The organism is Pedobacter sp. V48, assembly GCF_000523515.1.
GTDB lineage: Bacteria > Bacteroidota > Bacteroidia > Sphingobacteriales > Sphingobacteriaceae > Pedobacter.
In genome coordinates, this window is record NZ_AWRU01000006.1 from 121350 (window position 1) to 144257 (window position 22908).

The following is a 22908-nucleotide window of genomic DNA, read 5'->3' on the forward strand; positions in this document are numbered from 1 at the left end:
TTCAACAAAACACGATTTTTCCACATTCTTAACAGTTGTGGAAAACGCCTGTTAAAAAAGTGTTAATATTACATAGAGAGATGAACAGGAAAAACGAATTTTTAAATAACTGATTCATAAAGATATGCAGTTTGAAATGTTAAAAGATAAGTCGTCAATCATCAAGGTAATTGGTGTTGGTGGCGGTGGAGGTAATGCGGTAAACCATATGTACCGTTCTGGAATTACAGGTGTTGACTTTATCATTTGTAATACTGATGCGCAGGCTTTGGAGTTTAGTCCTATTCCTAATAAGGTTCAACTTGGTGCAAGTTTAACTGAAGGTATGGGTGCAGGCTCTATTCCTGAAGTTGGTAAAAATTCAGCCATAGAGAATATAGATGATATTAAGCAGATGTTGGGCAACACTACAAAAATGTTGTTCATTACGGCAGGAATGGGTGGAGGAACCGGAACAGGCGCCAGCCCGATCATTGCTAAAGCTGCAAAAGAATTAGATATTTTAACGGTAGCCATTATTACTACGCCTTTCTCCTTTGAAGGTAAAAGACGTAAAATGCAGGCTAACGATGGTTTAGATGAGCTAAAAAAATATGTAGATTCTTACCTGGTTATTTCTAACGACAGGTTGCGTGAAATATTTGGTAACCTTACTTTAGGTTCCGCATTTGCCCAGGCAGATGATATTTTAACCACTGCTGCAAAAGGAATTGCTGAGATTATAACTGTACCGGGATACATCAACGTGGATTTTAAAGATGTGCGTACTGTTATGAAAGATAGCGGTGTATCTATAATGGGTAGTTTTGCATGCGAAGGCGAAAACAGAGCGTTAAATGCTGTTGAAGGTGCTTTGGCCTCTCCATTGTTGAAAGACAATGAGATTGAAGGCGCAAGATATATCTTATTAAATATCAGTTCAGGCGTACAGGAAGTAACAATGGATGAGGTAACGATCATAACTGATTATATCCAGGATAAAGCCGGTCTTTCTGCCGATCTGATCTGGGGTAACTGTATTGATGAGAACCTCGGTGAAAGGTTATCTGTCACTATTATTGCTACTGGTTTCCAAACTAAGGAACAGCGCGAAGAAGATAAAAAGAACGTTAAAAAAATCTCTTTATTAACTCCTGAGGAAGCGCCAATGGTGCGTCCGGTAGAGCCTGTTAACTCTTTCATACAGCCTAAAGCTGATGTTCCTGTTCAGGAGCCGGCTATGAAAGCCAAAGAAGAAATAAAACAATCTGATCTTTTCGGTGATTTATTTAATATCAATAAAGCCAGAAAAGCTGATGAACCTGAAAATACAGTTGTAAGACACACTTTAATTGAAGAAGAACCTACTCAGGAAACTCAACAAGAGTCATCTGGCTTTGAATTCGAAATTAAGCTTGCAGAAACTGATTTTGTATTTGAAACCCCTGCCTCGGTATTCAATAATGATGTTGAGCCTCATAGAGAAGAAGTTCAGGAAGCAGGAGCAGATGATGACAAAAATGATGAGTCAATAGAAGATCAGCTTAAAAAATCGAAAGAAAGGATTTTAAGGTTAAAAGATCTGAGTATGAAGCTAAGAACCAGTAATGGTTTGCAGGAGTTAGAGAATGAGCCGGCTTATAAGCGTAAGCAAATGCAGTTACAGCAGGTTCAGCACTCATCTGAGTCTCAGGTTTCAAGATTTACTTTAAGTAATGACGAAGATGGATCTACTGAAATCAGACCAAATAACTCATTCCTTCATGATAATGTTGATTAATTATTAACATAAAAAAAATAGAAAGCCTTAACAAATGAATATGTTAGGGCTTTTTTGGCATAATAATAGCGTATTTGCCTTGATACATACTGATGTTGCGTATCAGTCATATTAACCTTAAATTTGCAAAAAAAATAAAAAAACTTAATACATATAACATTGGATATTTTTGAAAAGATAACAAAGCATATGGGCCCGCTTGGGCAACATCACAAATGGTCACATGGATATTTCTCATTTCCTAAATTAGAAGGAGACATTGCCCCTCACATGAACTTCCGAGGTAAAGAACATTTAGTGTGGAGTTTAAATAACTATTTAGGTTTAGCTAATCACCCTGAAGTAAGGGAAGCTGATTTAAAGGGAGCAGCAGAATTTGGAATGGCTTATCCTATGGGTGCCCGCATGATGTCGGGTAACTCTAAATACCATGAACAACTGGAGCAGGAACTTGCGGCATTTGTGGGTAAACCAGACGCTTTCTTATTAAATTACGGGTATCAGGGAATGGTTTCCATCATTGATAGCCTTGTGGATAGGAATGATGTTATTGTTTATGATGCTGAATCTCACGCATGTATTATTGACGGACTACGTTTGCATATGGGTAAGCGTTTTGTATATAAACATAACGATATTGATAGCGCACGCAAGCAGCTTGAAAGAGCAACCAGGCTTGTTGAGCAAAGTGGTGGCGGTATATTGGTCATTACTGAAGGTGTTTTTGGTATGTCGGGCGCGCAAGGAAAATTAAAAGAACTTGTTGACCTTAAAAAAGAATTCAACTTCCGTTTATTAATTGATGATGCGCATGGTTTTGGTACGATGGGAGCTACTGGCGCAGGTACTCATGAAGCGCAAAATTGTATTGATGGGGTAGATGTTTACTTTGGTACTTTCGCTAAATCTATGGCCGGTATAGGAGCATTTGTTGCTTCTACAGAAGACATGACTAATTTCTTCCGTTACAATATGCGTTCTCAGACTTTTGCCAAAGCATTACCAATGCCAATGGTTATTGGTTTGTTGAAAAGACTGGAGCTGTTAAAGAACAATCCGGAACTTAGAGAGAAATTATGGAATGTAGCTAATACATTGCAGAAAGGTCTTAGGGAGCGGGGATTCGATTTAGGCGTAACAAATACTATGGTTACTCCGGTATTCTTAAAAGGTGAACTGTTGGATGCCACTGCACTTACAATGGACCTACGTGAGAACTACGGAATATTCTGCTCTATTGTAGTGTATCCAGTTATCCCCAAAGGGCTAATAGAGCTTAGGTTAATACCAACTGCTGTGCATACAATGGAAGACGTACAACGTACATTAGATGCCTTTAGCGAGGTTTCAGATAAATTGAAAAGCGGATACTACAAAGAGAATCAATTCTCAATAGCATAAAATCCACTTAATTAAAAAGCCCCTCTAAGTATATTGGAGGGGCTTTTTAATTAAGTGTTGTTTTGTAATTATCTGATTTTCAATTGAATAATTTGTTTTTAGGTGGATTAATTGTGTATAACCCCCTGTAATGTGGAAAAAAACAGTGTTTTAGGCACTTTTTTATTAATCCAAAAGTTTTTTTTGTAAAATAAACATCTTACTTTAGTAATAGAGTATTAATCAAAACCTTAAAAACCTAAAAGGAGTAAATTAACGATGAAAAAATTTAATGAAGTAAAAGAGCTTGTAGCAGCTTTAGAAGCTGATGCCGACAAATTCTACAACAAGGCGAACAGCGCTGCAGGTACTCGTGTACGTAAAGGTATGCAAGATCTTAAGAACTTAGCTCAAACGATTCGTTTGGAGATTCAAGAAACAAAAAATAAAGGTTAGAACCACTTTATTTTTGTTTTGATGAATAAAAAAAGCGTCGCGATAATTCGGGACGCTTTTTTTTGGGTTATGTTTTAAAACTTTTCGTCATCTCGATAGGAGAGATGACGATTTAATGTGCTAAGCTGTAATCTTTTTCGATTCGGCAATAATTGCCTCACGTATAGCTGGTGATACTTGAACCAAGGGAAGTCTAAGGTTATCATCGCATACGCCAAAATGTTTTAAGGCTGCTTTAGCGCCTGCCGGGTTACCTTCTACAAACATTAGCCTGGTAAACTCGATTAAGCTAAGGTGCAAAGGAAGTGCTTTAGCAAAGTCACCAGCCAGGCATAATCTAATCATGTCAGACAGTTGCTTTGGCAATGCATTTCCGATTACAGAAATTACACCTACAGCACCTAATGATATCATTGGCATGGCAACAGGATCATCTCCAGAAATCAACATAAAGTCGGCTGGTTTATCTCTCATGATCTGATTAAACTGATCAAAGTTTCCAGAAGCCTCTTTAATGGCAATAATGTTCTTTAAATCTGTAGCAAGACGACAGGTCGTTTCAGCGCTGATATTGCTTCCTGTGCGTCCCGGAACGTTATATAGCAAAATTGGCAGTGAGCTCGACTCGCTAAGTGCTTTATAGTGCTGGTAAATGCCTTCCTGAGTTGGTTTATTATAGTATGGGCTGGCAGATAAAATGGCGTCGTAACCATTTACTTCAAAATCTTTTATGTTTTGCGCAATAACATTTGTGTCGTTGCCGCCAATACCGGCAATTAGTGGTAAACGGCCATTATTTATTTCTGCTGTAAATTCCCAGATCTTCTTTTTTTCGTCCTTATTGAGTGTTGATGCTTCTCCTGTTGTACCTAATGATACCAGGTATTCTACCTTTCCTTCGATCAGGTAGTTGATCAGGTTTTTCAGCCCGTCAAAATCTACTGACCCATCTGCATTAAATGGTGTAACCAATGCTACACCCGTTCCATGAAATTTGTTCATTGTTTAGTTATTATTTCAACATCTCTAATAAATCACCCTCTGAAATCAGTGGTACATTCAGTTTTTTCGCTTTATCCAGTTTAGACGGACCCATATTGTCGCCGGCAAGCAAGTAGTTAAGCTTGGCCGAAATGCCGCTTAAGATTTTGCCACCATTGCTTTCTATCAGGTCCTTAAGTTCTTCTCTGCTATAATTTTCAAAAACGCCCGAAATTACAAATGTTTTTCCAGTTAATTTGTCACTTTGTAAAGCAATTTCATTTTCTATAGCTTCAAATTGAAGTCCGTAGGATTTTAAAAGCCCAATTTGATGTAAATGTTCCGGATTTCCAAAATATTCAATGATGCTTTCTGCAATACGTTGCCCGATTTCATCTATTGCGGTTAGCTCTTCGAGACTGGCTGTCGACAATTTGTCGATATCTTTAGCACCGAAAGCTAATTTTTTGGCCACAGTTTCACCTACATATCTGATACCCAATCCAAACAATACTTTTTCAAAAGGCATCTGTTTAGACTGCTCGATGCCCTTGAGCATATTTTCAATCGAACGCTCTCCAAAGCGCTCTAAAGTTTTCAGTTCCTCAGCTTTTTCATGAAGTGTATACAGATCGCTGATGTGTTTTACCAGTCCCTTTTGGTAAAATGTTTCTATGGTTTCGTCGCCGAGGCCATCGATATTCATTGCTTTCCTGCCAATAAAATGTTGGATCTTGCCTACAATTTGTGGCGGACAGGCTTCGTCATTAGGACAGTAATAGGCAACTTCACCCTCTTTTCTAATCAGGGTTGATTGGCATTCAGGACAAACTGAAGGATAAATAATTTTAAGTGCACCAGCTTTGCGCTTATCCAGGTTCACATTAATTATTTTAGGAATAATTTCTCCGCCTTTTTCTACAAATACACTATCTCCCTCGTGCAAATCCAATCTTTCAATCTCATTGGCATTGTGCAGGGTAGCTCTCTTTACCGTAGTGCCGGCAAGCTGTACCGGTTTTAAATTGGCTACAGGAGTAACGGCACCTGTGCGGCCAACCTGATAGGTTACCTTTTCCAGTATGGTCTCTACTTCTTCTGCTTTGAATTTAAATGAAATGGCCCAGCGTGGAGATTTAGCTGTAAAGCCTAATTCCTGTTGCTGTGCATAGCTGTTCACTTTAATTACAATGCCATCAATATCGTATGATAGTTTGAAGCGCTCGGTTTCCCAGTGTTTAATGAACAACAATACATCATCAATATTGCTAACCAGTTCGGAATTGGTACTTACATTGAATCCCCAGGTTTTTAAAGTCTGCAGGCTTTCCCAATGTGTTTTAAAATAATTCTTATCCGTATTTAGTGAATACAGGAAGCAATCAAGGGGGCGTCTGGCTACTTCTTTTGAATCCTGCATTTTTACGGTTCCCGCGGCAAAATTTCTTGGATTGGCATATTGGATCTCACCGAGCTCCTCGCGTTCTTTATTTAAGCGCTCAAAGGCTGCGCGGTGCATAAAGATTTCACCTCTAATCTCAAACAGAGGAGGTACCTCTTCGTTTTTTAATTTATGAGGGATGTTGTTAATGGTTTTAACATTGGTGGTTACATCATCGCCTTTGGTTCCGTCTCCGCGGGTAACTGCCCTTACAAGCTTGGTATCTTCATAGGTAAGGCTAATGGAAAGGCCGTCGAATTTGAGTTCGCAAACGTATTCAAAACTTTCGCCAATCGTTTTTCTTACCCGCTCATCAAAATCACGAAGATCCTGCTCATTATAAGTATTGCCCAATGAAAGCATTGGCCACCTGTGCTTTACAGTGGTAAATGTTTTGGTGATTTCGCCTCCAACTTTCAGGGTAGGAGAGTCGGGGTCTGCAAATTCCGGATGCTCTTTTTCCAGCTTACCAAGTTCCTCAAGTTTTTTATCGAACTCATAATCTGCAATGGTAGGCATTGCCAATACATAGTAATTGTAACTGTGTTGGTTAAGCTCCTTAACCAATGCATCCATTTTATCTTTTATATCAAATAGTGACATAGGAGCGAAGATACAAATTAGCTTCAGGAGCTAATTGAGATTTATATGAAATATTTTTTATGTTCAGGATTCTAGTGATTACCAGCGTTTAAATGTTGCTCCACATCGCTGAATATTGACATGTAATCATCTTCAATACTGGTCTTAAAAACAGAGAGTTTATCTGTTAATAATGCAAGTTGTGACTCTGTAAATGGGCTATCCCACAGGCGCATACAAATGCGGTTCAGGGCATAAGATATGTTTTCGATCTTTTGGTAACTAAAAAGGTATCTGCTCGAAATAAAGCTGTTCAGGAATTTAAAGAATACAGTTGTATCTGGTACACCACTTTTTTTTAGAAAAGAATCTATTGCTTGTTTATTGGCCTGGCCTAATTGCTCGTAAAAGGTATTGATATTTACCGTTCCATGGATGGTTAACAAATGATCTAGCACCAGCTCAAGACCAATATGGGCTAAGAAAAAGGGCTTAACCGGACTGTCTTTAAGTGCAGGTAAGATGATCTGTTTTAAGGTGTTGGTATGGAATTTAAAAAACGCTGAGGAATGAAAAACAGCATCTACTGCAATGTGCCGGCTCCATCCAATAAGGATAGAATTTTCATCAGCATCAGATTCAAATAGATGTTTTTCTTTTAGCGGATATAAGTTGCTGTCTTTCTGTGCGTTCTTTACGAAATCAGGCAAAACAACCCCGATTACCATGTTTGCATCATGATTGTCTCTTTCAAAATAAAAATGCGACAAAAAGTTCATTGCCCTAAAAGTAGCTAATTTTGTTCAGTTTAAGCGTTTTTGAGGCGTATTGAATTTAAAGGATAACATAGGTTTTCCTATATTTGCGGCAAAAGGATATAAGAATGACCAATTTCGTTGAAGAGCTACGCTGGAGAGGCATGTTACAGGACATCATGCCGGGTACTGAAGATAAATTGAATGAAGGAATGACCTCAGGTTATATAGGATTTGACCCTACTGCTGATTCACTGCATGTAGGACATTTGACTCAGATCATGACGCTTATTCATTTTCAACGTGCCGGCCATAAGCCATATGCATTAGTAGGCGGAGCTACCGGTATGGTAGGTGATCCTTCTGGTAAATCTGACGAAAGAAATCTTCAAACCGAGGCCATAGTGGAGCATAATCTTGCCGGGATGAAAAAACAACTTTCTAAGTTTTTGACATTTGAAGCTGCAGGTAATGGTGCGGTGATGGTGAACAATAATGACTGGTTTAAAGATATGAACCTGTTTACTTTTATCAGGGATGTAGGTAAACACATTACTGTAAATTACATGATGGCAAAAGATAGTGTTAAAAGAAGACTGGAAGGTGATTCCGGACTTTCTTTTACCGAGTTCTGCTACCAGTTGATCCAGGGTTATGACTTTTACTATTTGTGGAAACACCACAATTGCCTGGTGCAAATGGGTGGTTCAGACCAGTGGGGCAATATTGTTACCGGAACAGAACTTATCAGAAGAAAGGATGGGGGTACTGCATTTGCCGTGACTACAAACCTGATCAAAAAAGCTGATGGTACAAAGTTTGGTAAAACTGAAAGCGGAGCGGTATGGTTAGACCCAGCAAAAACGTCGCCTTACAAATTCTATCAGTTTTGGCTTAATGCTTCTGATGATGATACTAAAAAATGGATCAGGATTTTTACGCTTAAATCGCGTGAGGAAATAGAAAGCCTTGAAACAGAGCACGACACTGCACCGCACTTGCGCGTTCTTCAAAAGGCATTGGCCGAGGACATAACCATCAGAACGCATTCTGTTGAGGCATTGGAAACTGCAATTAAAACTTCTGAGTTTTTATTCGGAAACGGTTCATTAGCGTTTTTCAAAACCCTAAATGATACCCAGGTTTTAGAGATATTTGAAGGTATCCCTCAGTTCGAAATTTCAAAATCGGAACTGGAACAAGGAATTGATGCCGCTACACTGCTTGCCGAAAAATCGAGTGTTTTTGCTTCTAAAGGCGAGGCGAAGAAATTGATACAAGGTGGCGGAGTATCTGTAAATAAAGAAAAGGTTGGTGATGCTCAGGCTGTTTTTAATACGGAAAACCTATTGAATGATCAATTTATCATCGTACAAAAAGGCAAAAAGAATTACTATCTGATAATTGCGAGATAATCAGCTAGCTAATTAACCAACAGGTTGCAGCCTCTGATATCAGCATTGTCAAAACGGCCTAAAACCTCAAAAGATCCATCTTCAAATAGGCGGCCCAGATCCTGGGTCGCTATAAAAGAACAGGAATTGATGTTTGCAAGATCGATAACATTGATTCCTCCTGTTTTGTTGTTTGCGATAAGACTTAAAGGATCATTGGTATCCCTAAGGTTAATCTTCATCCAGGGTGGGCAATTAAATATTCCATTTCCGTAAGAATAGGCTTGCGATAAAAGCTCTGTCATACCGTATTCGCTATGGATGGCATTTATACCAAAGCCATTCTGAAGTATTTCGTGCAGTTCTTCTCTCACCATTTCTTTTCTTTTTCCTTTCATGCCACCTGTTTCCATAACAATCAGTTCGGGGAAATCTATTTTGTACTGCTCAACAAAATCAAGCAGGGCATAGGTAACGCCAATTAGAATTGTTTTCTGGTCAGAGGCTTGCAGCTCCTTTAGTTTTTGAAACAAATCATCATGATTGTGCAAGAAGTAGCCACTGTCTTTATGTTTGCTTTGTTTTAGCAGCGCGTCAACCATGTAGATCAAAGATGACCCATCACGTTCCAGGTAAGAAGGGAGTAGTGCAAGGAAACAAGTTTGTTCGGGTTTGCTGTAAAACTGTTCAAAAGCAAGGTTAAAGCTTTGCTCGTATACTTGAACGTCGGTAACCAAATGTCTGCTTTGTGACATGCCGGTGGTGCCTGAACTGCTAAAAACAATTTCAGTTTCGTCAGCAGAGCTTAATACCTCATGGCTTTTAAAAAAGCTGATCGGTAAGTAAGGAATACGATCCGATGAAGTAATCTCTTCAGGCTTAATCCTTAAATGAGAGATGTATTCACGATACACTGAACAATTTTTGGCCTGATGCATAAATACTTCAAGGGATACTTTTTCAAACTGTTCTTTAGTCTCAATAGAGAAAATTTGCCTGATTAAATCTTTCACGTGTGCAAAAATACACAACAAAGATTTAATTAAGAATTGGTTTTCTTGATTAGCACAGCTTTTCTGAAATGATAACCACAAAAGCCGCTTACTGCGGCTATAAATGCACCTAACAAAGCGCTTAATGCAAGTACCAATATCCATGAATTTACACCAAGCATACCCGCTACTCTTAGCGCTAAAATATTGTTGTTAGGTAGGCTTCTGAATAAAGCCATTCCTGTCCATAAGAGTAGGATCGCAAAAAATGGCGACCAAAGAGATATTCTTCCTGTTTTGCCGATTAAACCGCATGTTGCAAACGAAATCACTACGATTATCCACCAGGGTAAAACCATTTGAAGTAAATAAGAGGCTATTAAAATTACAATAAATACCATGATGCTATTTTTTGGATATTTTTAATTTAGAGATTATTTTGGCCGATGGGTCATCAACAGATTGCATAAAGAAAAGATCATATAGTTCTCCGTTGGCCCAGGTATCGATCATATTGTCATAGAATTTACTGCCGGGGTTGCCCGATTGTCCACCCGGAAATACGCCATGTCCCTTAGGTGTTTTCCCTAATTCAACAACCATTCGCCAGGATGGACCGTTGCTTTCGCTTAATGCATCTATGGTCATTTTACCACCACCAATCATTAAGGTTTTAGAACCAAATCCCGGTATTTTTGCCAGATGTGGAACATTGCTATGCTTAAAGTTCGCCCATTGCCATCTTTCGCCAATAGGACCGTATTTACGTTCCAGACTATCACATGAATACTTAAAAGCTTCATTTACAAGATCGCTTAGCGTTTCTTTCTCTGGTGTCTTGATATTATCGACCCATTTAGAATCTGGCTGCGTTAAAATCAGTTGTACAGTTCTATCTCTGGAAGGATAGCGCATTGGAACACCATCAATACTAAATTCATCGTCCCAGATGTTGTATTGAATGCGTTTGGTCCACAGGTCAAAAATACTTGCTGCAACTTCTTTTGCATCATAGTGTTTATTCCAGGCTGATACCAAAGAGAATCCTTCTTTTTGTGTTGCATTTAACTTACTGCCATCTACCAAAGGTAAAATAGCCGGTAAAATATTCTGAGCATGAATGCTGTAAGTGTCAGTTTGCATCGTTCTGATGCTGTCGGCAGTAGCGTTAGTCATAACCGCTAACCTGTCGTTTATGCGTTTTGCCCGCTCATACGGACTAAACTCCCAGTTAATGTAATAAGGATAAGTTTGATCGGTTGATGATTGATTGGCCGAGCTCACAAAATTTCTTGGAGGGTTTTTAACGGTAGGGTTTTGAGAAGCAGGAATCCACCCTTGCCAATCATTTTTAGGATCAGAGCCGTCCATGATAAATTTACCCTGATCTTTCCACTTTAGCGGGAACTTGCCATTTGCGGTAATGGCAATATCATTGTCAACTGAAGCGAATACAAAGTTTTGCGCCGGAGCGGTATAATAAGTAAGTGCTTGGCGGTAATCGTTATAGTTTTTGCCGCGGTTTAGTAAATAGAAAGTTTTAAGCTCATTAGATTTATCATGAGCAATCCACCTTAGTGCATTACCAATAGGAATATTCTGTGCTTTAGAAAACTTTTCGGGCTTTTGCAGATAAACTACCGGACCTTGATGGGTATAATACACCGTATCGATTTCAGTTTTACCACCCCTTATCAGAATCTTTTCGAGTCGGGTGCTCGTATTTTTCCACTCATTATTATACCAGTAGCTTTTATGGGTATTGTCTTTGAATTTGATCTCATAAAAATCCAGTACATCTGCGGCCACATTGGTAACTCCCCAGGCAATATTTTGGTTAAAGCCTATAATTACGCCAGGTGCTCCCGGTAGTGATACGCCATAGCTATTTAATCCAGGAGCGTGAAGCTGAATCTGATACCAGATAGAAGGAAGGGTTAAATCAAGATGAGGATCATTGGCTAAAATCGGGTAACCTGATTTTGTTTTTGCGCCTGATATGGCCCAGTTATTACTTCCAATTCCTTCTTCTTTTTGTTTGGTTTCTACATTTCCTGTTACCATTTCCTTTACGGCATCAGCAGGCGGAGTAGGTACTGGCAGCGGATTAAAATCCCACTTGGTGCCCACAGGGATAATTGGATCTTCTTTAAAAGGGTAGTCGGGAAATAAATCCTTAACCACATCAGTACCAAATTTCTTTCTGATATTGGTCATATAAAATTCGTCGGAACCCATTGCCAATACTGCCGACATCTGTTTTAACAGCAATGCACACTTTAAAGGGGTCCAGTCTTCAGGCTTAAAATCCAATAACTTATATTCAATCGGTAGACTTGCCTGAGATAAAGAATGGATATAATCATTGATACCGGCGGTATAGGCCAGTATCATTTCTTTTGATTTAGGATCGGCCATCATTCCTTCCATGGATTTCTCTGCACCGTAAACCATACCCATGCGACGTTGATATTTATCAAGCTCTATGGCTTTTTTACCTACCACTTCAGATATGCGTCCGGCAGCAAAACGTGTTTGGAAGTCCATTTGCCATAAACGATGCATTGCCGTTACGTAACCCTGAGCATAATAAACATCGTGATCGTTTTGCGCAAAAATATGCGGAATCATCCTGTCGTCGAATGCGATATCAACATTCTGATACGTAGCTTTTAGGGTTATTTTTCTATTTGGATTTACTGTTGTTTTTTCTGCGTTTTGCCAAAAACCGGTAAAGGGATTCAGGAACTTGAGAAGAGGAGGAGTATCGCCGAATTTTGTATTGAGAGCATATGTTAATAGTATTGGGATAACAATGCAAATGAGGGCTTTTATTTTATTCATCATAGCTTAGTTAAAGGCGCATCTAAAACATAAATGAAAGTATTTGGTTACTACTTCCCTTGAATTTAAATTGACTTTGCAAGTTAGCATAAAAGTTAAATCAATTGCAATCAAAATCAGATTTTGGTAATGAAATATTCATCAAAATTGGATTTGGAAAATTAAATAAATGTATTATATTTATAATAAATTAACCTTATATAAATTAACTGCATGAATAAAATTTTTACTAAAGCAATCTTTGCATTTTTATTGCTATGTATTACCGGTTTGGTAGCGCAGGCTCAAAATGTAACCATTAGCGGTTCTGTTTCTGATAAAGCCACTAAGGAACCAATACCAGGTGTTGGGATTACTGTCAAAGGAACTACAATAGCCACAGCCACTAATATGAGTGGTAAATACACACTTACTGTTAAGCAAGCCGCTCCATTTACAATCGTTATTTCTTATGTTGGATATGCTCCCATTGAGAAAGAAGTTACCGGAAATACTTCGAATCTGGACTTTGAGATAGAAACTGCCACCGTTTTAGGTCAGGAGGTAGTCATCTCGGCATCCAGAACTCCGGAACGAATTCTGGAATCTCCTGTGTCTGTAGAGCGAATGGGTCCCGCCGTATTAAAAGAGCTTTCTGCACCTTCATTTTATGACGCGCTAACCAATATGAAAGGCGTTGAGATCAGTGCGCAGAGTTTAACTTTTAAATCTATAAATACCAGAGGTTTTAATTCAAATGGCAATACCCGTTTTAATCAGCTTGTTGATGGAATGGACAATCAGGCACCAGGATTAAATTTCTCTGTAGGAAATATTATAGGCATTTCAGATCTTGATCTGGATAATGTAGAGTTATTGCCGGGAGCATCTTCAGCGCTATACGGTGCGGGTGGCATCAGCGGTACCATGCTGATGACCTCAAAAAGCCCTTTTGATTACCAGGGAGCAAGCTTTTCTTATAAGTCAGGAATTAATCATGTAAATGATAACAATACCGGAAATCAGCAGTATAACCAGTTGGATGTACGTTTGGCAAAAGCCTGGAATAATAAGTTCGCTGTAAAAGCTACTTTCTCATTCCTTCAGGCAAAAGACTGGCAGGCGGATAACTATAGCAACTTTGATCGTACAGGACGTACTTTTAAATCTGGTGATAGAGCCTCAGATCCTAATTATGATGGTATAAACGTTTATGGTGATGAGATCAATGCGAATCTATTAACGGTAGCAAGAAGTCTGCAGGCAGGTTTTCAAAGCCAGTCACCTGCAGGTTTTGCTGGGATGACAGCCTTGATAAACACCTTCCCTAATTACAACTTCGATCAGTATGTAGCTACGATAACGGCTCCGGGTTCTCCATTTGCAGGGTTAGCACCAGCAATTCCTTATCTGGGAGTTGTGAAAGGAGTTAAAAACAATGCAATAGCCAATCAGGATGTTTCCAGAACGGGATACAATGAAGTTAATCTGGTGGATTATGACACAAAATCATTGAAAACCTCAGGCTCCCTTCATTATCGCTTTACCCCTACAATAGAGGCTATTGCGCAGATCAACTGGGGTACAGGTACATCCGTATATACCGGGTCGGATCGTTATTCTCTACGCAATTTTAGCATCGGACAATATAAACTGGAGCTGAAAGGGCAGGACTTCTTTGTTAGAGGATATACTACTCAGGAGCGTTCAGGTGATTCTTATATTTCTTCGATCCTTGGATCATTCATTAATGAAGCATATCGCCCAAGTCAGGGCCCTGCAACAAACCCTTTATCGGGATGGTATGCACAATATGCCCTTGCGTATTCCACCGCACTTCTTAAAGGAGGTTCTGATGAAGCAGCTCATGCTGCAGCACGGGGAGTTGCAGATCAGGGGAGGCTAATGCCTGGCACCCCACAGTTTGACGCGGTGAAAGAGAACATCATGAATAATACCATTTCATCAGGAAAAGGTGCGAAATTCGACGATAAAACCAATCTATACCACTATGAGGGCATGTATAATTTCTCAAATGCGCTTAATAACGTAGTTGAATTACAGGTTGGGGGTTCATACCGCATTTACCAATTGCGTTCAGGAGGAACTATTTTTGACGACCTTAACGATAAAATTGATATAAATGAATATGGTGCATTTGCCCAGATCGCTAAAAAAATGTTTGATGATAAATTCAAACTGGCTGTATCTGGCAGATATGATAAAAGCTCCAACTTTGACGGTCGTTTTACACCAAGAATATCAGGAGTGCTTACAGTCGCTCCAGACAATAATATCAGGGTATCATACCAAACCGGTTATCGGAATCCAACTACCCAGAATCAGTACATTGATTTGTCAGTAGCAGGTGGCAGACAAAGACTTATCGGTGGTATCCCAAGTATGCTCAATAAGTATAACATGCTTACCACAGATATTCCTTACACAGATGTAAGTTATCGTGCATTCTTAGGTTCTGTAGCAGCCGGTGCACCTAATCCCACTTTGTTAAAACAATATAATTTTGATCCAAGGGGAGTTCGTCCTGAGAGTGTTCAGGCTTACGAAGTAGGTTATAAAGGATTGTTAGGTTCAAGGTTCCTGATAGATGCCTACGCTTACTACAATACCTATAAAAATTTCATTACAGCAGTGGATGTTTTTCAGCAAAACGACGACAACTCCTTCTCTAAATTTGGCGTACCTGTAAATGCAACTGGTAAAGTAACTTCTTACGGAGGCGCGTTGGGCTTGGATTATTTAATAGGCGGTTATAACTTAAGTGGTAACGTATCTTACAACAAATTAGGTGACCTTCCTACAGATTATATCAATGATTTTAACACTCCAGAGATTCGTTATAATTTAGGTCTTGGTAACAAAGAGATCATTAAAAACTTTGGTTTTAATGTTAATTACCGCTGGCAAGATAAGTTTTACTGGAACTCATCATTTGCTTCAGGAGATGTTCCTTCATTCAATACAATTGATGCACAGGTTAACTTAAAAATACCTTCAGTAAAATCAATGGTTAAACTTGGAGGCTCAAACATATTAAATAAATATTACTTTACTTCCTATGGTAACCCTTCAATAGGCGCACTTTACTACATAGGATTTACATTTAACCCATAAAATCAAATTAACACAGCTCTTCATCAATTAATTAGTTTTATAAAAGAGCCCTGACAGTAATGTCAGGGCCTTTTTTATGCGCATATTTTTATATGATAATAATCCTTTGGTTTTAATAGAAAATTTAACACTTTAGTATGTACAGAATACACGATCTATTACATGATCAAAAGGGGGGCAAATTTTTACTAAAGCGATTTTTCATGGAAGAAAATAAAGAAACAATAAATAATATAATCACAAAGGAAATTGTTGAGGAGCAAGTTCAGCATTTAAACAATCCGGTAACGGATATAAAACCAATAGTTAAAAAATACCTTAGTCCGGTACAAAGTGTTACTACAGTTGGAAATAAGTTTTTCTTTGCTGATGGGGATGCTAAAGTTGAAATTAGAATAGTAAGCGACGAAATTATCAGAGTTAGACTGGCACCACATGGTGTTTTTCTGGATGATTTCTCTTATGCGGTTCCGGTGGTGGACCAAAAGGTAACCACCTTTAAATTCGAAGAACTGCCAGAATATTACGCGATATCAACCAATACCGTTACCTGTAAAGTAAGAAAGGGCGATTTCCACATCTCTTTCACAGATAATCTGAACCAGAAGGTGATGAGTGAAGATGCTACACCAATGCATTGGGAAGAAAATATAGAATTTGGTGGCTACTATGTATATGCCACTAAAAAATGTGGGTCAGAAGAAAACTTCTTTGGTCTTGGCGATAAATCAGGAAACATGAACCTTAGAGGGCGTCATTTCCAAAACTGGAATACCGATGCATACTCGTTTGGTTGGGATCAGGATCCTTTGTACCGTACCATTCCATTTTACGTTGGTGTAAACGAGCAGGCGGCTTATGGTATTTTCTTCGATAATACCTTCCGTTCTTATTTCGACTTTGGAAGAGAAGACAACTCGAAAACCAGCTTCTGGGCCGATGGTGGTGAATTGCAATACTATTACATCCATGGACCGCACATGATGGACGTGGTAAAAAGATATCAAACCTTAACAGGAACGCACCCAATGCCTCCAAAATGGGCCTTGGGTTACCACCAGTGCAGGTGGAGCTATTATCCTGAAAAGAAGGTTAAAGAAATAGCAGAAGGCTTTAGGTCCCGTAATATCCCTTGCGATGCCATTTATCTGGATATAGATTATATGGATGGCTACCGTTGCTTTACCTGGAACAAAAGTCATTTCCCTGATCCTAAAAGGATGATCAAGGAATTGGCAAACGATGGTTTCAAAACCGTTGTAATGATAGATCCGGGTATTAAAGTTGATGATAACTACTGGGTATTTAAAGAAGGTAAGGAAAACAACTATTTCTGTCGCCGTAGCGACGACTATTTTATGGAAGGCCATGTTTGGCCGGGAAGATGTCAGTTCCCTGATTTTACCAACCCAAACGTAAGAGAGTGGTGGGGTAACTTATACAAAGAATTAGTAGATATAGGCGTTGCAGGAGTATGGAACGATATGAACGAGCCGGCAGTATTTGGTTCGGGAACATTCCCTAACGATGTAAGACATAACTACGATGGCTATAGGGGTTCGCACCGTAAAGCCCATAATGTTTATGGTATGCAAATGGTACGCTCAACTTACGATGGCTTGAAAAAGCTAATGCGCAATAAACGTCCGTTTACCATTACCCGTGCGGGGTATTCTGGTATGCAGCGTTATGGTTGTGTGTGGACGGGTGATAACGTAGCTACATGGGAACATTTAAAAATTGGTAACATCCAATGTCAGCGTATGTCCGTTTCAGGTGTACCTTTTTGCGGAACCGATATAGGAGGTTTCAGTGGAGAGCCAGATCCGGAATTATTTACAAGATGGATCCAGTTAGGAACCTTCTCTCCGTTTATGCGTGCACACTCTGCCGGCGATACAGCTGAAAGAGAACCATGGAGTTTTGGAGAGCCATATACCAGTATCAACAGAACATACATTGAATTAAGATACAGGTTGCTTCCTTATCTGTATTCGGTATTCTGGGAGCATCACCGTTATGGTTTCCCAATTTTAAGACCATTGGTAATGCTTGAGCAAGAAAATATCAGCAACGGTTACCGCCAGGATGAGTTTACATTTGGTGATAAAATATTGGTTTGCCCTGTTTTAGAGCAAGGTGCAGCCTCCCGTATGGTTTATCTGCCAAAAGGAAAATGGTATAACTTCTGGACGCATGAAGTATTAACCGGAGAGAGCGAGCACAGTATTGCTACACCTTTAGATCATATGCCCCTATTTGTTAGAGCAGGTTCCGTAATTCCGGAATATCCTGTAATGCAATATGTTGGAGAAAAGGACATTGATGAGGTATTGCTTAACGTTTATTTTTCTGATTATGAAGTGAATTCGTTCTTGTACGAAGATCATGGTGATACATTTGCCTATGAGCAGGACATCTATTCAGAGAAAAAATTCAGTGTCAAAGGAACGCAGTACGCACTAACCATTGAGCAGTCGAGAAGTGGGTTGTATACTCCTAATTACGAGCTGTATAATTACAATATTGTGGGCTTGCCGTTCAACGTAAATAAAATCACGGTTGATGATCATGAAATCACCGATTATACTTTGGATGAGCGTAATTGCTTGCGTTTTAAATCAAATAAGAATTTCACCACAATAAAAATCTATAATTAATGGAAGTGCTTGCCTACAGTTTATTTAGCGATTTTGATATCTCATTATTTATTTCAGGCAAGCATTTTCGGTTGTATGAGAAATTTGGTGCACACCTAATACAACACAATAAAACGGATGGAACTTACTTTGCTGTCTGGGCACCTAATGCCCAGGCAGTAAATGTTACCGGAAATTTTAACCAATGGAACAAAACATCGCACCAGCTTAACAGGCGATTAGATTCCTCTGGCATATGGGAGGGTTTTATCCCAAACATCGGTAAAGGCGAAGTCTATAAATACGCCATTAAAGGTTTTGATGGCAGCGATATAGAAAAAGGCGATCCCTTTGCTACCAAATGGGAGCATCCACCAAGAACCGCTTCTATTGTATGGGATACAGATTACACCTGGAAGGATAAAACATGGCTAAATAAGCGCCCAAAAGCAAATGCACTGAATACACCTATGTCGGTTTATGAAGTACATCTTGGCTCGTGGCAGCGCGATCCATCAGAACCAAAAAGGGTATTAACCTACAAAGAAATAGCCGTAAGCCTGGTGCCTTATGTATTGGACATGGGCTTTACCCATGTAGAGCTGATGCCTATTATGGAGTATCCGTATTACCCATCATGGGGATATCAGATTACAGGTTATTTTGCAGCAAGCTCCAGACATGGAACTCCGCAGGAGCTCATGTTTTTGATCGAGGAACTGCATAAAAACAATATCGGGGTTATACTGGATTGGGTTCCTTCGCATTTTCCCGGCGATGCTCATGGGCTTTTCAAATTTGATGGGACCCATTTGTATGAGCATGCCGATATGCGCAAAGGGTTTCATCCCGATTGGAAATCATACATCTTTAATTACGACAGAAACGAGGTAAGGTCTTTCCTGATCAGTAATGCAATGTACTGGTTGGATAAATTCCACGCAGATGGACTACGTGTAGACGCTGTGGCATCCATGCTTTACTTTGATTTCTCCAGAAAGGCCGAAGAAGCCGCTACCAACGAGTTTGGCGGAAGTGAGAACCTTGGTGCAACATTATTCCTTAAAGACCTTAATGAAGCCGTGTATGGTGCCTTTGAGGGGGTACATACCATTGCGGAAGAAAGCAGTACCTATCCGGGGGTAACACATCCTGTATTTGCCGGCGGTCTTGGTTTCGGAATGAAATGGATGATGGGCTGGATGAACGATACGTTAAAATATTTTAAAAACGATCCGCTTAACAGGAAATATCATCATCATCAACTCACTTTTAGCATTACTTACGCTTTTAGTGAAAACTTTATGCTACCTTTTTCTCATGATGAGGTAGTGCATGGCAAATCTTCAATGATTTATAAAATGCCAGGCGATGAGTGGCAAAAATTTGCCAACCTGCGTGTGCTGTATGCTTATATGTTTACCCAACCGGGTACCAAGTTACTTTTTATGGGTAATGAGTTTGCTCAAACACATGAATGGGATTTTAAGAATTCATTAGATTGGCACCTATTGCAGCATCCTCCTCATTTAGGAATGCAGAAAACCGTTAGGGCCATCAATAAGCTATACAAATCTGAACCGGCGCTATACGAACACAGCTTTTCGCACGAGGGCTTTGAATGGATCAATGCCGATGATGCCCAGCATTCCGTTTACATTTACCTTAGGAAAGGGTTAAAAGCAAAAGATACGCTTATTGTAATTCTGAATCTTACTCCTGTTTTCCGCGAAAACTACCTTGTAGGTTTGCCGTTTAAGGCTAAATGGAAAGAAATATTCAATACGGATGCCGAGGAGTTTTTTGGAAGTGGAAAGTTGAATGAAGCAGTTTTATTACCATTAAAAGAGAACTGCCATGGCCGGGAGTATTCTATCTCTTTAAATATCCCCCCATTGGGAGCATTGGTTTTAAAGCAGGCTAAATAATCTTATTTCAGTATTTTATTATAACTCGTTAATGGCTAGTACAGATTTTTCAAAAGAAGGCAAACAAGCAGGGACTCCTCTTAAGAAAGCAAACTATAAAACTTTTATCATATGGATTGGTATCGTTGTAGTTTTAGGTGTTGGTTTGTTTATTTGGGCACCATGGTCTTCAGGCCTGTATGATAAATATGAGATCAGCAAACAAATGTCGGTAACAGAGCGTGGTGAAAGTGCCGGAGTGCTTAATAAAGCGGCTGAACTATATAACTCTGGCGATTACACCGCTGCACGTAAGATCATGCAAAGAGAATATATGAGTAACCCGCAGGATCCACTGTTGTCTTATTATTTTTCTATTACACTGATAAAGAATTCCCAGGAACATGAGGCAAGAACTGTGCTTAAGAAATTGTACGAAGGAGAGTCAGCGTTTAAATATGACGCTGCCTATTATGTGGCATTGAGTTATATCAAACAAGACAACAAAAAAGAGGCCTTAATTTGGTTATCCAAAATTCCCCAAGGCACAGCGAATTACGAAAAAGCAAAAGAACTTTCCGGTAAATTGTAATATTGAAATCTGTTGTTACTTATTCCTGTTGAGCTTTAATTCGTTTTTAATCTTTATAAATTCCATTCAGGAAATGATCTGCTGTAAATACTGATAAAATCGGAACTCCAGTCTTCTGAAGTTTTTTGTCGACAGAAATGAAATGGTCTAATTTATTAGGAATCGAAGTATAATATTGCAAAGAATTTTCGATGTCATCGATTTTTGAATTTTAATTAGGTTCAAGTAATAGTATTGACTTTTGAAATTAAACTTTCAATAAGTTTTGAAAGTTTAATAATTTGTTCTTACATTTGATTTATGAAAAGCTTAAAAAACCACTTGATCCTTTTTGATGCAGAATGCCCTATGTGCAAGCTGTATACCAAAGGCTTTACTAAGGTTGGAATGCTTGAACCGACAGGAGCGCAACCTTATCAGAACATGCCGCAAAATGTTTGTCCATATGTGGACCAGCAGCGGGCAGTTAATGAAATTGCACTGGTTGATACCGAAACAGGGCAGGTAACTTATGGCATAAACAGCCTGTTTAAAGTGCTTGCAAATTCAATCCCCCTGTTGGGCCCATTATTTTCTCTTAAACCTTTTATCTGGATAATGAGTAAGGTATACGCTTTTGTATCTTACAACAGAAAAGTAATTATCCCTGCGGAAATTACAAAAGATAGCTTTGCAATCCAGCCTACTTTTAAATTGAGGTATCGCATTGCATATTTAGTATTCACCTGGTTTATGGCCAGTTTTATACTTACACATTATGCAGGTTTATTAAAAGAGCTGATGCCTGTTGGGGGTGCTTACAGAGAGTATTTTATTTGTGGCGGACAAATTATTTTTCAGGCAGTGGTGGTAAGCATCATGGCATGGGATAAAAAGTGGGCGTACCTGGGAAATATGATGACGATATCTTTTGCAGGTTCTTTATTGCTGTTGCCTGCTTTGTTGATGGCTAATTTTTTGGCGTTGCCTGCGCTTTTTTATGCTGCTTATTTTATGGGGGTGGCCGGTGTTATGTTCCTGGAACACTTTAGGCGAATGGGCATTTTAAAGTTAGGATATATGCCTACCTTAACCTGGGTGCTGTACAGAATAATTGTTCTTTTACTGATCCTTTTTATCTAAAGAATATGAAATACGCAAAAATAGTTCTGGCTGGGGGTAACGGTTATCTGGGTAATGTTTTAGCCAACTACTATAAAACTATTGCCAGACAGGTGGTGATCCTCAGCAGAAAAAATAAAGCTGCTGAAGATAATGTGGAAACAGTTTTATGGGACGGAAGAACTGGAGGGCCGTGGACCGAAACCCTTAAGGATGCAGATATGCTCATCAACCTTTGCGGGAAAAATGTAAACTGCCGTTATAATGAAAAGAACAGGGAAGAGATCATCGCCTCAAGAACAGTACCCACCAGACTGTTAAATAAAGTAATAGCCGAAATGACCAACCCTCCAAAACTTTGGATCAATGTAACTTCTGCCACAATTTATCGCCATGCGGAAGACCATCAACAGGATGAATATACAGGAGAAATTGGTTATGGCTTTTCTATAGATGTTTGTAAACAATGGGAAGCTTCATTCTTTGAAACAGAAACAGCTTTAACACGTAAAGTTGCCTTGCGGATGGGGATTGTTTTGGGTAGAAATGACAGTGTGTTCCCTCGTCTGCTTAACCTTGTTAAATTCGGTTTAGGTGGACGTCAGGGCGACGGACAGCAATACGTTTCATGGATTCATGAACATGATGTAGCCAGATGCACGGAATGGTTGTCAAATAACGGAGAACTTGTAGGTGTGGTTAATTGTGTTGCCCCGCAGGCAGTTAAAAATATGGAGCTGATGCGCTTGATCCGCAAGGCTTACGGTATTCCTTTTGGATTGCCTAGTCCGCAGTGGTTATTGGAAATTGGTATGTTTCTGATAGGTTCAGAAACAGAATTGGTTTTAAAGAGCAGGTGGGTAGCACCGAAGCGTTTGCTTGAAGCAGGTTTTGTATTTCAGTTTCCTAATGCAAAACACGCTATTCATGATATTTTAAGTATTAGGGTTTAGCGGTGTTTCATAAGGGCT

General features: G+C 39.3%; 16 protein-coding genes. 10 read left to right on the top strand and 6 right to left on the bottom strand.

Features of this window, described 5'->3' with window-relative positions:
• Window positions 1-124 precede the first annotated feature (124 nt).
• The 3 genes from ftsZ to N824_RS05795 all read left to right on the top strand — a co-directional run bounded on the left by ftsZ (window position 125) and on the right by N824_RS05795 (window position 3595).
• The gene (gene ftsZ, locus N824_RS05785; protein WP_048904201.1) at window positions 125-1759 is read left to right on the top strand and encodes a cell division protein FtsZ; all 1635 of its coding nucleotides are present in this window, start codon (window positions 125-127) and stop codon (window positions 1757-1759) included.
• A gap of 159 nt (window positions 1760-1918) precedes the next feature.
• On the top strand, window positions 1919-3160 hold the full coding sequence (locus N824_RS05790; RefSeq protein ID WP_048904202.1) for an aminotransferase class I/II-fold pyridoxal phosphate-dependent enzyme: 1242 nt from the start codon (window positions 1919-1921) through the stop codon (window positions 3158-3160).
• A 258-nt stretch (window positions 3161-3418) separates the two neighbouring features.
• The gene (locus N824_RS05795; RefSeq protein WP_048904203.1) at window positions 3419-3595 is read left to right on the top strand and encodes a hypothetical protein; all 177 of its coding nucleotides are present in this window, start codon (window positions 3419-3421) and stop codon (window positions 3593-3595) included.
• A 120-nt stretch (window positions 3596-3715) separates the two neighbouring features.
• On the opposite strand, the gene dapA is transcribed toward N824_RS05795, so the two are convergent.
• From dapA to N824_RS05810, 3 genes are all read right to left on the bottom strand, one after another.
• Window positions 3716-4597, bottom strand: coding sequence for a 4-hydroxy-tetrahydrodipicolinate synthase (gene dapA / locus N824_RS05800; protein ID WP_048904204.1), 882 nt, complete (start codon window positions 4595-4597; stop codon window positions 3716-3718).
• A gap of 10 nt (window positions 4598-4607) precedes the next feature.
• Window positions 4608-6620 (bottom strand): NAD-dependent DNA ligase LigA, encoded by a 2013-nt coding sequence (gene ligA, locus N824_RS05805; protein WP_048904205.1) that lies wholly within the window; start codon window positions 6618-6620, stop codon window positions 4608-4610.
• A 71-nt stretch (window positions 6621-6691) separates the two neighbouring features.
• The gene (locus tag N824_RS05810) at window positions 6692-7378 is read right to left on the bottom strand and encodes a hypothetical protein (RefSeq protein WP_048904206.1); all 687 of its coding nucleotides are present in this window, start codon (window positions 7376-7378) and stop codon (window positions 6692-6694) included.
• 104 nt (window positions 7379-7482) lie between these two features.
• Between N824_RS05810 and tyrS the strand changes: the two genes are divergently transcribed.
• Entirely contained in the window at window positions 7483-8769 is a 1287-nt protein-coding gene (gene tyrS, locus N824_RS05815; protein WP_048904207.1) for a tyrosine--tRNA ligase, read from the top strand.
• 8 nt (window positions 8770-8777) lie between these two features.
• On the opposite strand, the gene N824_RS05820 is transcribed toward tyrS, so the two are convergent.
• The 3 genes from N824_RS05820 to N824_RS05830 are packed head-to-tail and all read right to left on the bottom strand — an operon-like array spanning window position 8778 to window position 12587.
• Window positions 8778-9761: an acyltransferase gene (locus N824_RS05820; protein WP_048904208.1), complete on the bottom strand. Its 984-nt coding sequence runs from the start codon at window positions 9759-9761 to the stop codon at window positions 8778-8780.
• A gap of 29 nt (window positions 9762-9790) precedes the next feature.
• Window positions 9791-10141 carry a hypothetical protein gene (locus tag N824_RS05825; protein ID WP_048904209.1) on the bottom strand — a complete coding sequence of 117 codons (351 nt, stop codon included), beginning with the start codon at window positions 10139-10141 and terminating at the stop codon, window positions 9791-9793.
• Window positions 10142-10145: 4 nt separating this feature from the next.
• Window positions 10146-12587 carry a penicillin acylase family protein gene (locus tag N824_RS05830; protein WP_306413880.1) on the bottom strand — a complete coding sequence of 814 codons (2442 nt, stop codon included), beginning with the start codon at window positions 12585-12587 and terminating at the stop codon, window positions 10146-10148.
• 210 nt (window positions 12588-12797) lie between these two features.
• On the opposite strand from N824_RS05830, the gene N824_RS05835 reads away from it, so the two are divergent.
• The 6 genes from N824_RS05835 (at window position 12798) to N824_RS05860 (ending at window position 22890) form a co-directional block, all read left to right on the top strand.
• On the top strand, window positions 12798-15698 hold the full coding sequence (locus N824_RS05835; RefSeq protein ID WP_048904211.1) for a TonB-dependent receptor: 2901 nt from the start codon (window positions 12798-12800) through the stop codon (window positions 15696-15698).
• Window positions 15699-15901: 203 nt separating this feature from the next.
• A complete protein-coding gene (locus tag N824_RS05840) occupies window positions 15902-18358 on the top strand; it encodes a glycoside hydrolase family 31 protein (RefSeq protein WP_048904700.1) in 2457 nt (818 codons plus the stop codon).
• Entirely contained in the window at window positions 18358-20265 is a 1908-nt protein-coding gene (glgB, locus tag N824_RS05845; protein ID WP_048904212.1) for a 1,4-alpha-glucan branching protein GlgB, read from the top strand. The genes N824_RS05840 and glgB overlap by 1 nt, the downstream gene beginning before the upstream one ends.
• A gap of 31 nt (window positions 20266-20296) precedes the next feature.
• On the top strand, window positions 20297-20836 hold the full coding sequence (locus N824_RS05850; RefSeq protein WP_048904213.1) for a tol-pal system YbgF family protein: 540 nt from the start codon (window positions 20297-20299) through the stop codon (window positions 20834-20836).
• Window positions 20837-21136: 300 nt separating this feature from the next.
• Entirely contained in the window at window positions 21137-21958 is an 822-nt protein-coding gene (locus N824_RS05855) for a hypothetical protein (protein ID WP_048904214.1), read from the top strand.
• Between the two features lie 5 nt (window positions 21959-21963).
• A complete protein-coding gene (locus tag N824_RS05860) occupies window positions 21964-22890 on the top strand; it encodes a TIGR01777 family oxidoreductase (protein ID WP_048904215.1) in 927 nt (308 codons plus the stop codon).
• Window positions 22891-22908: the final 18 nt, after the last annotated feature.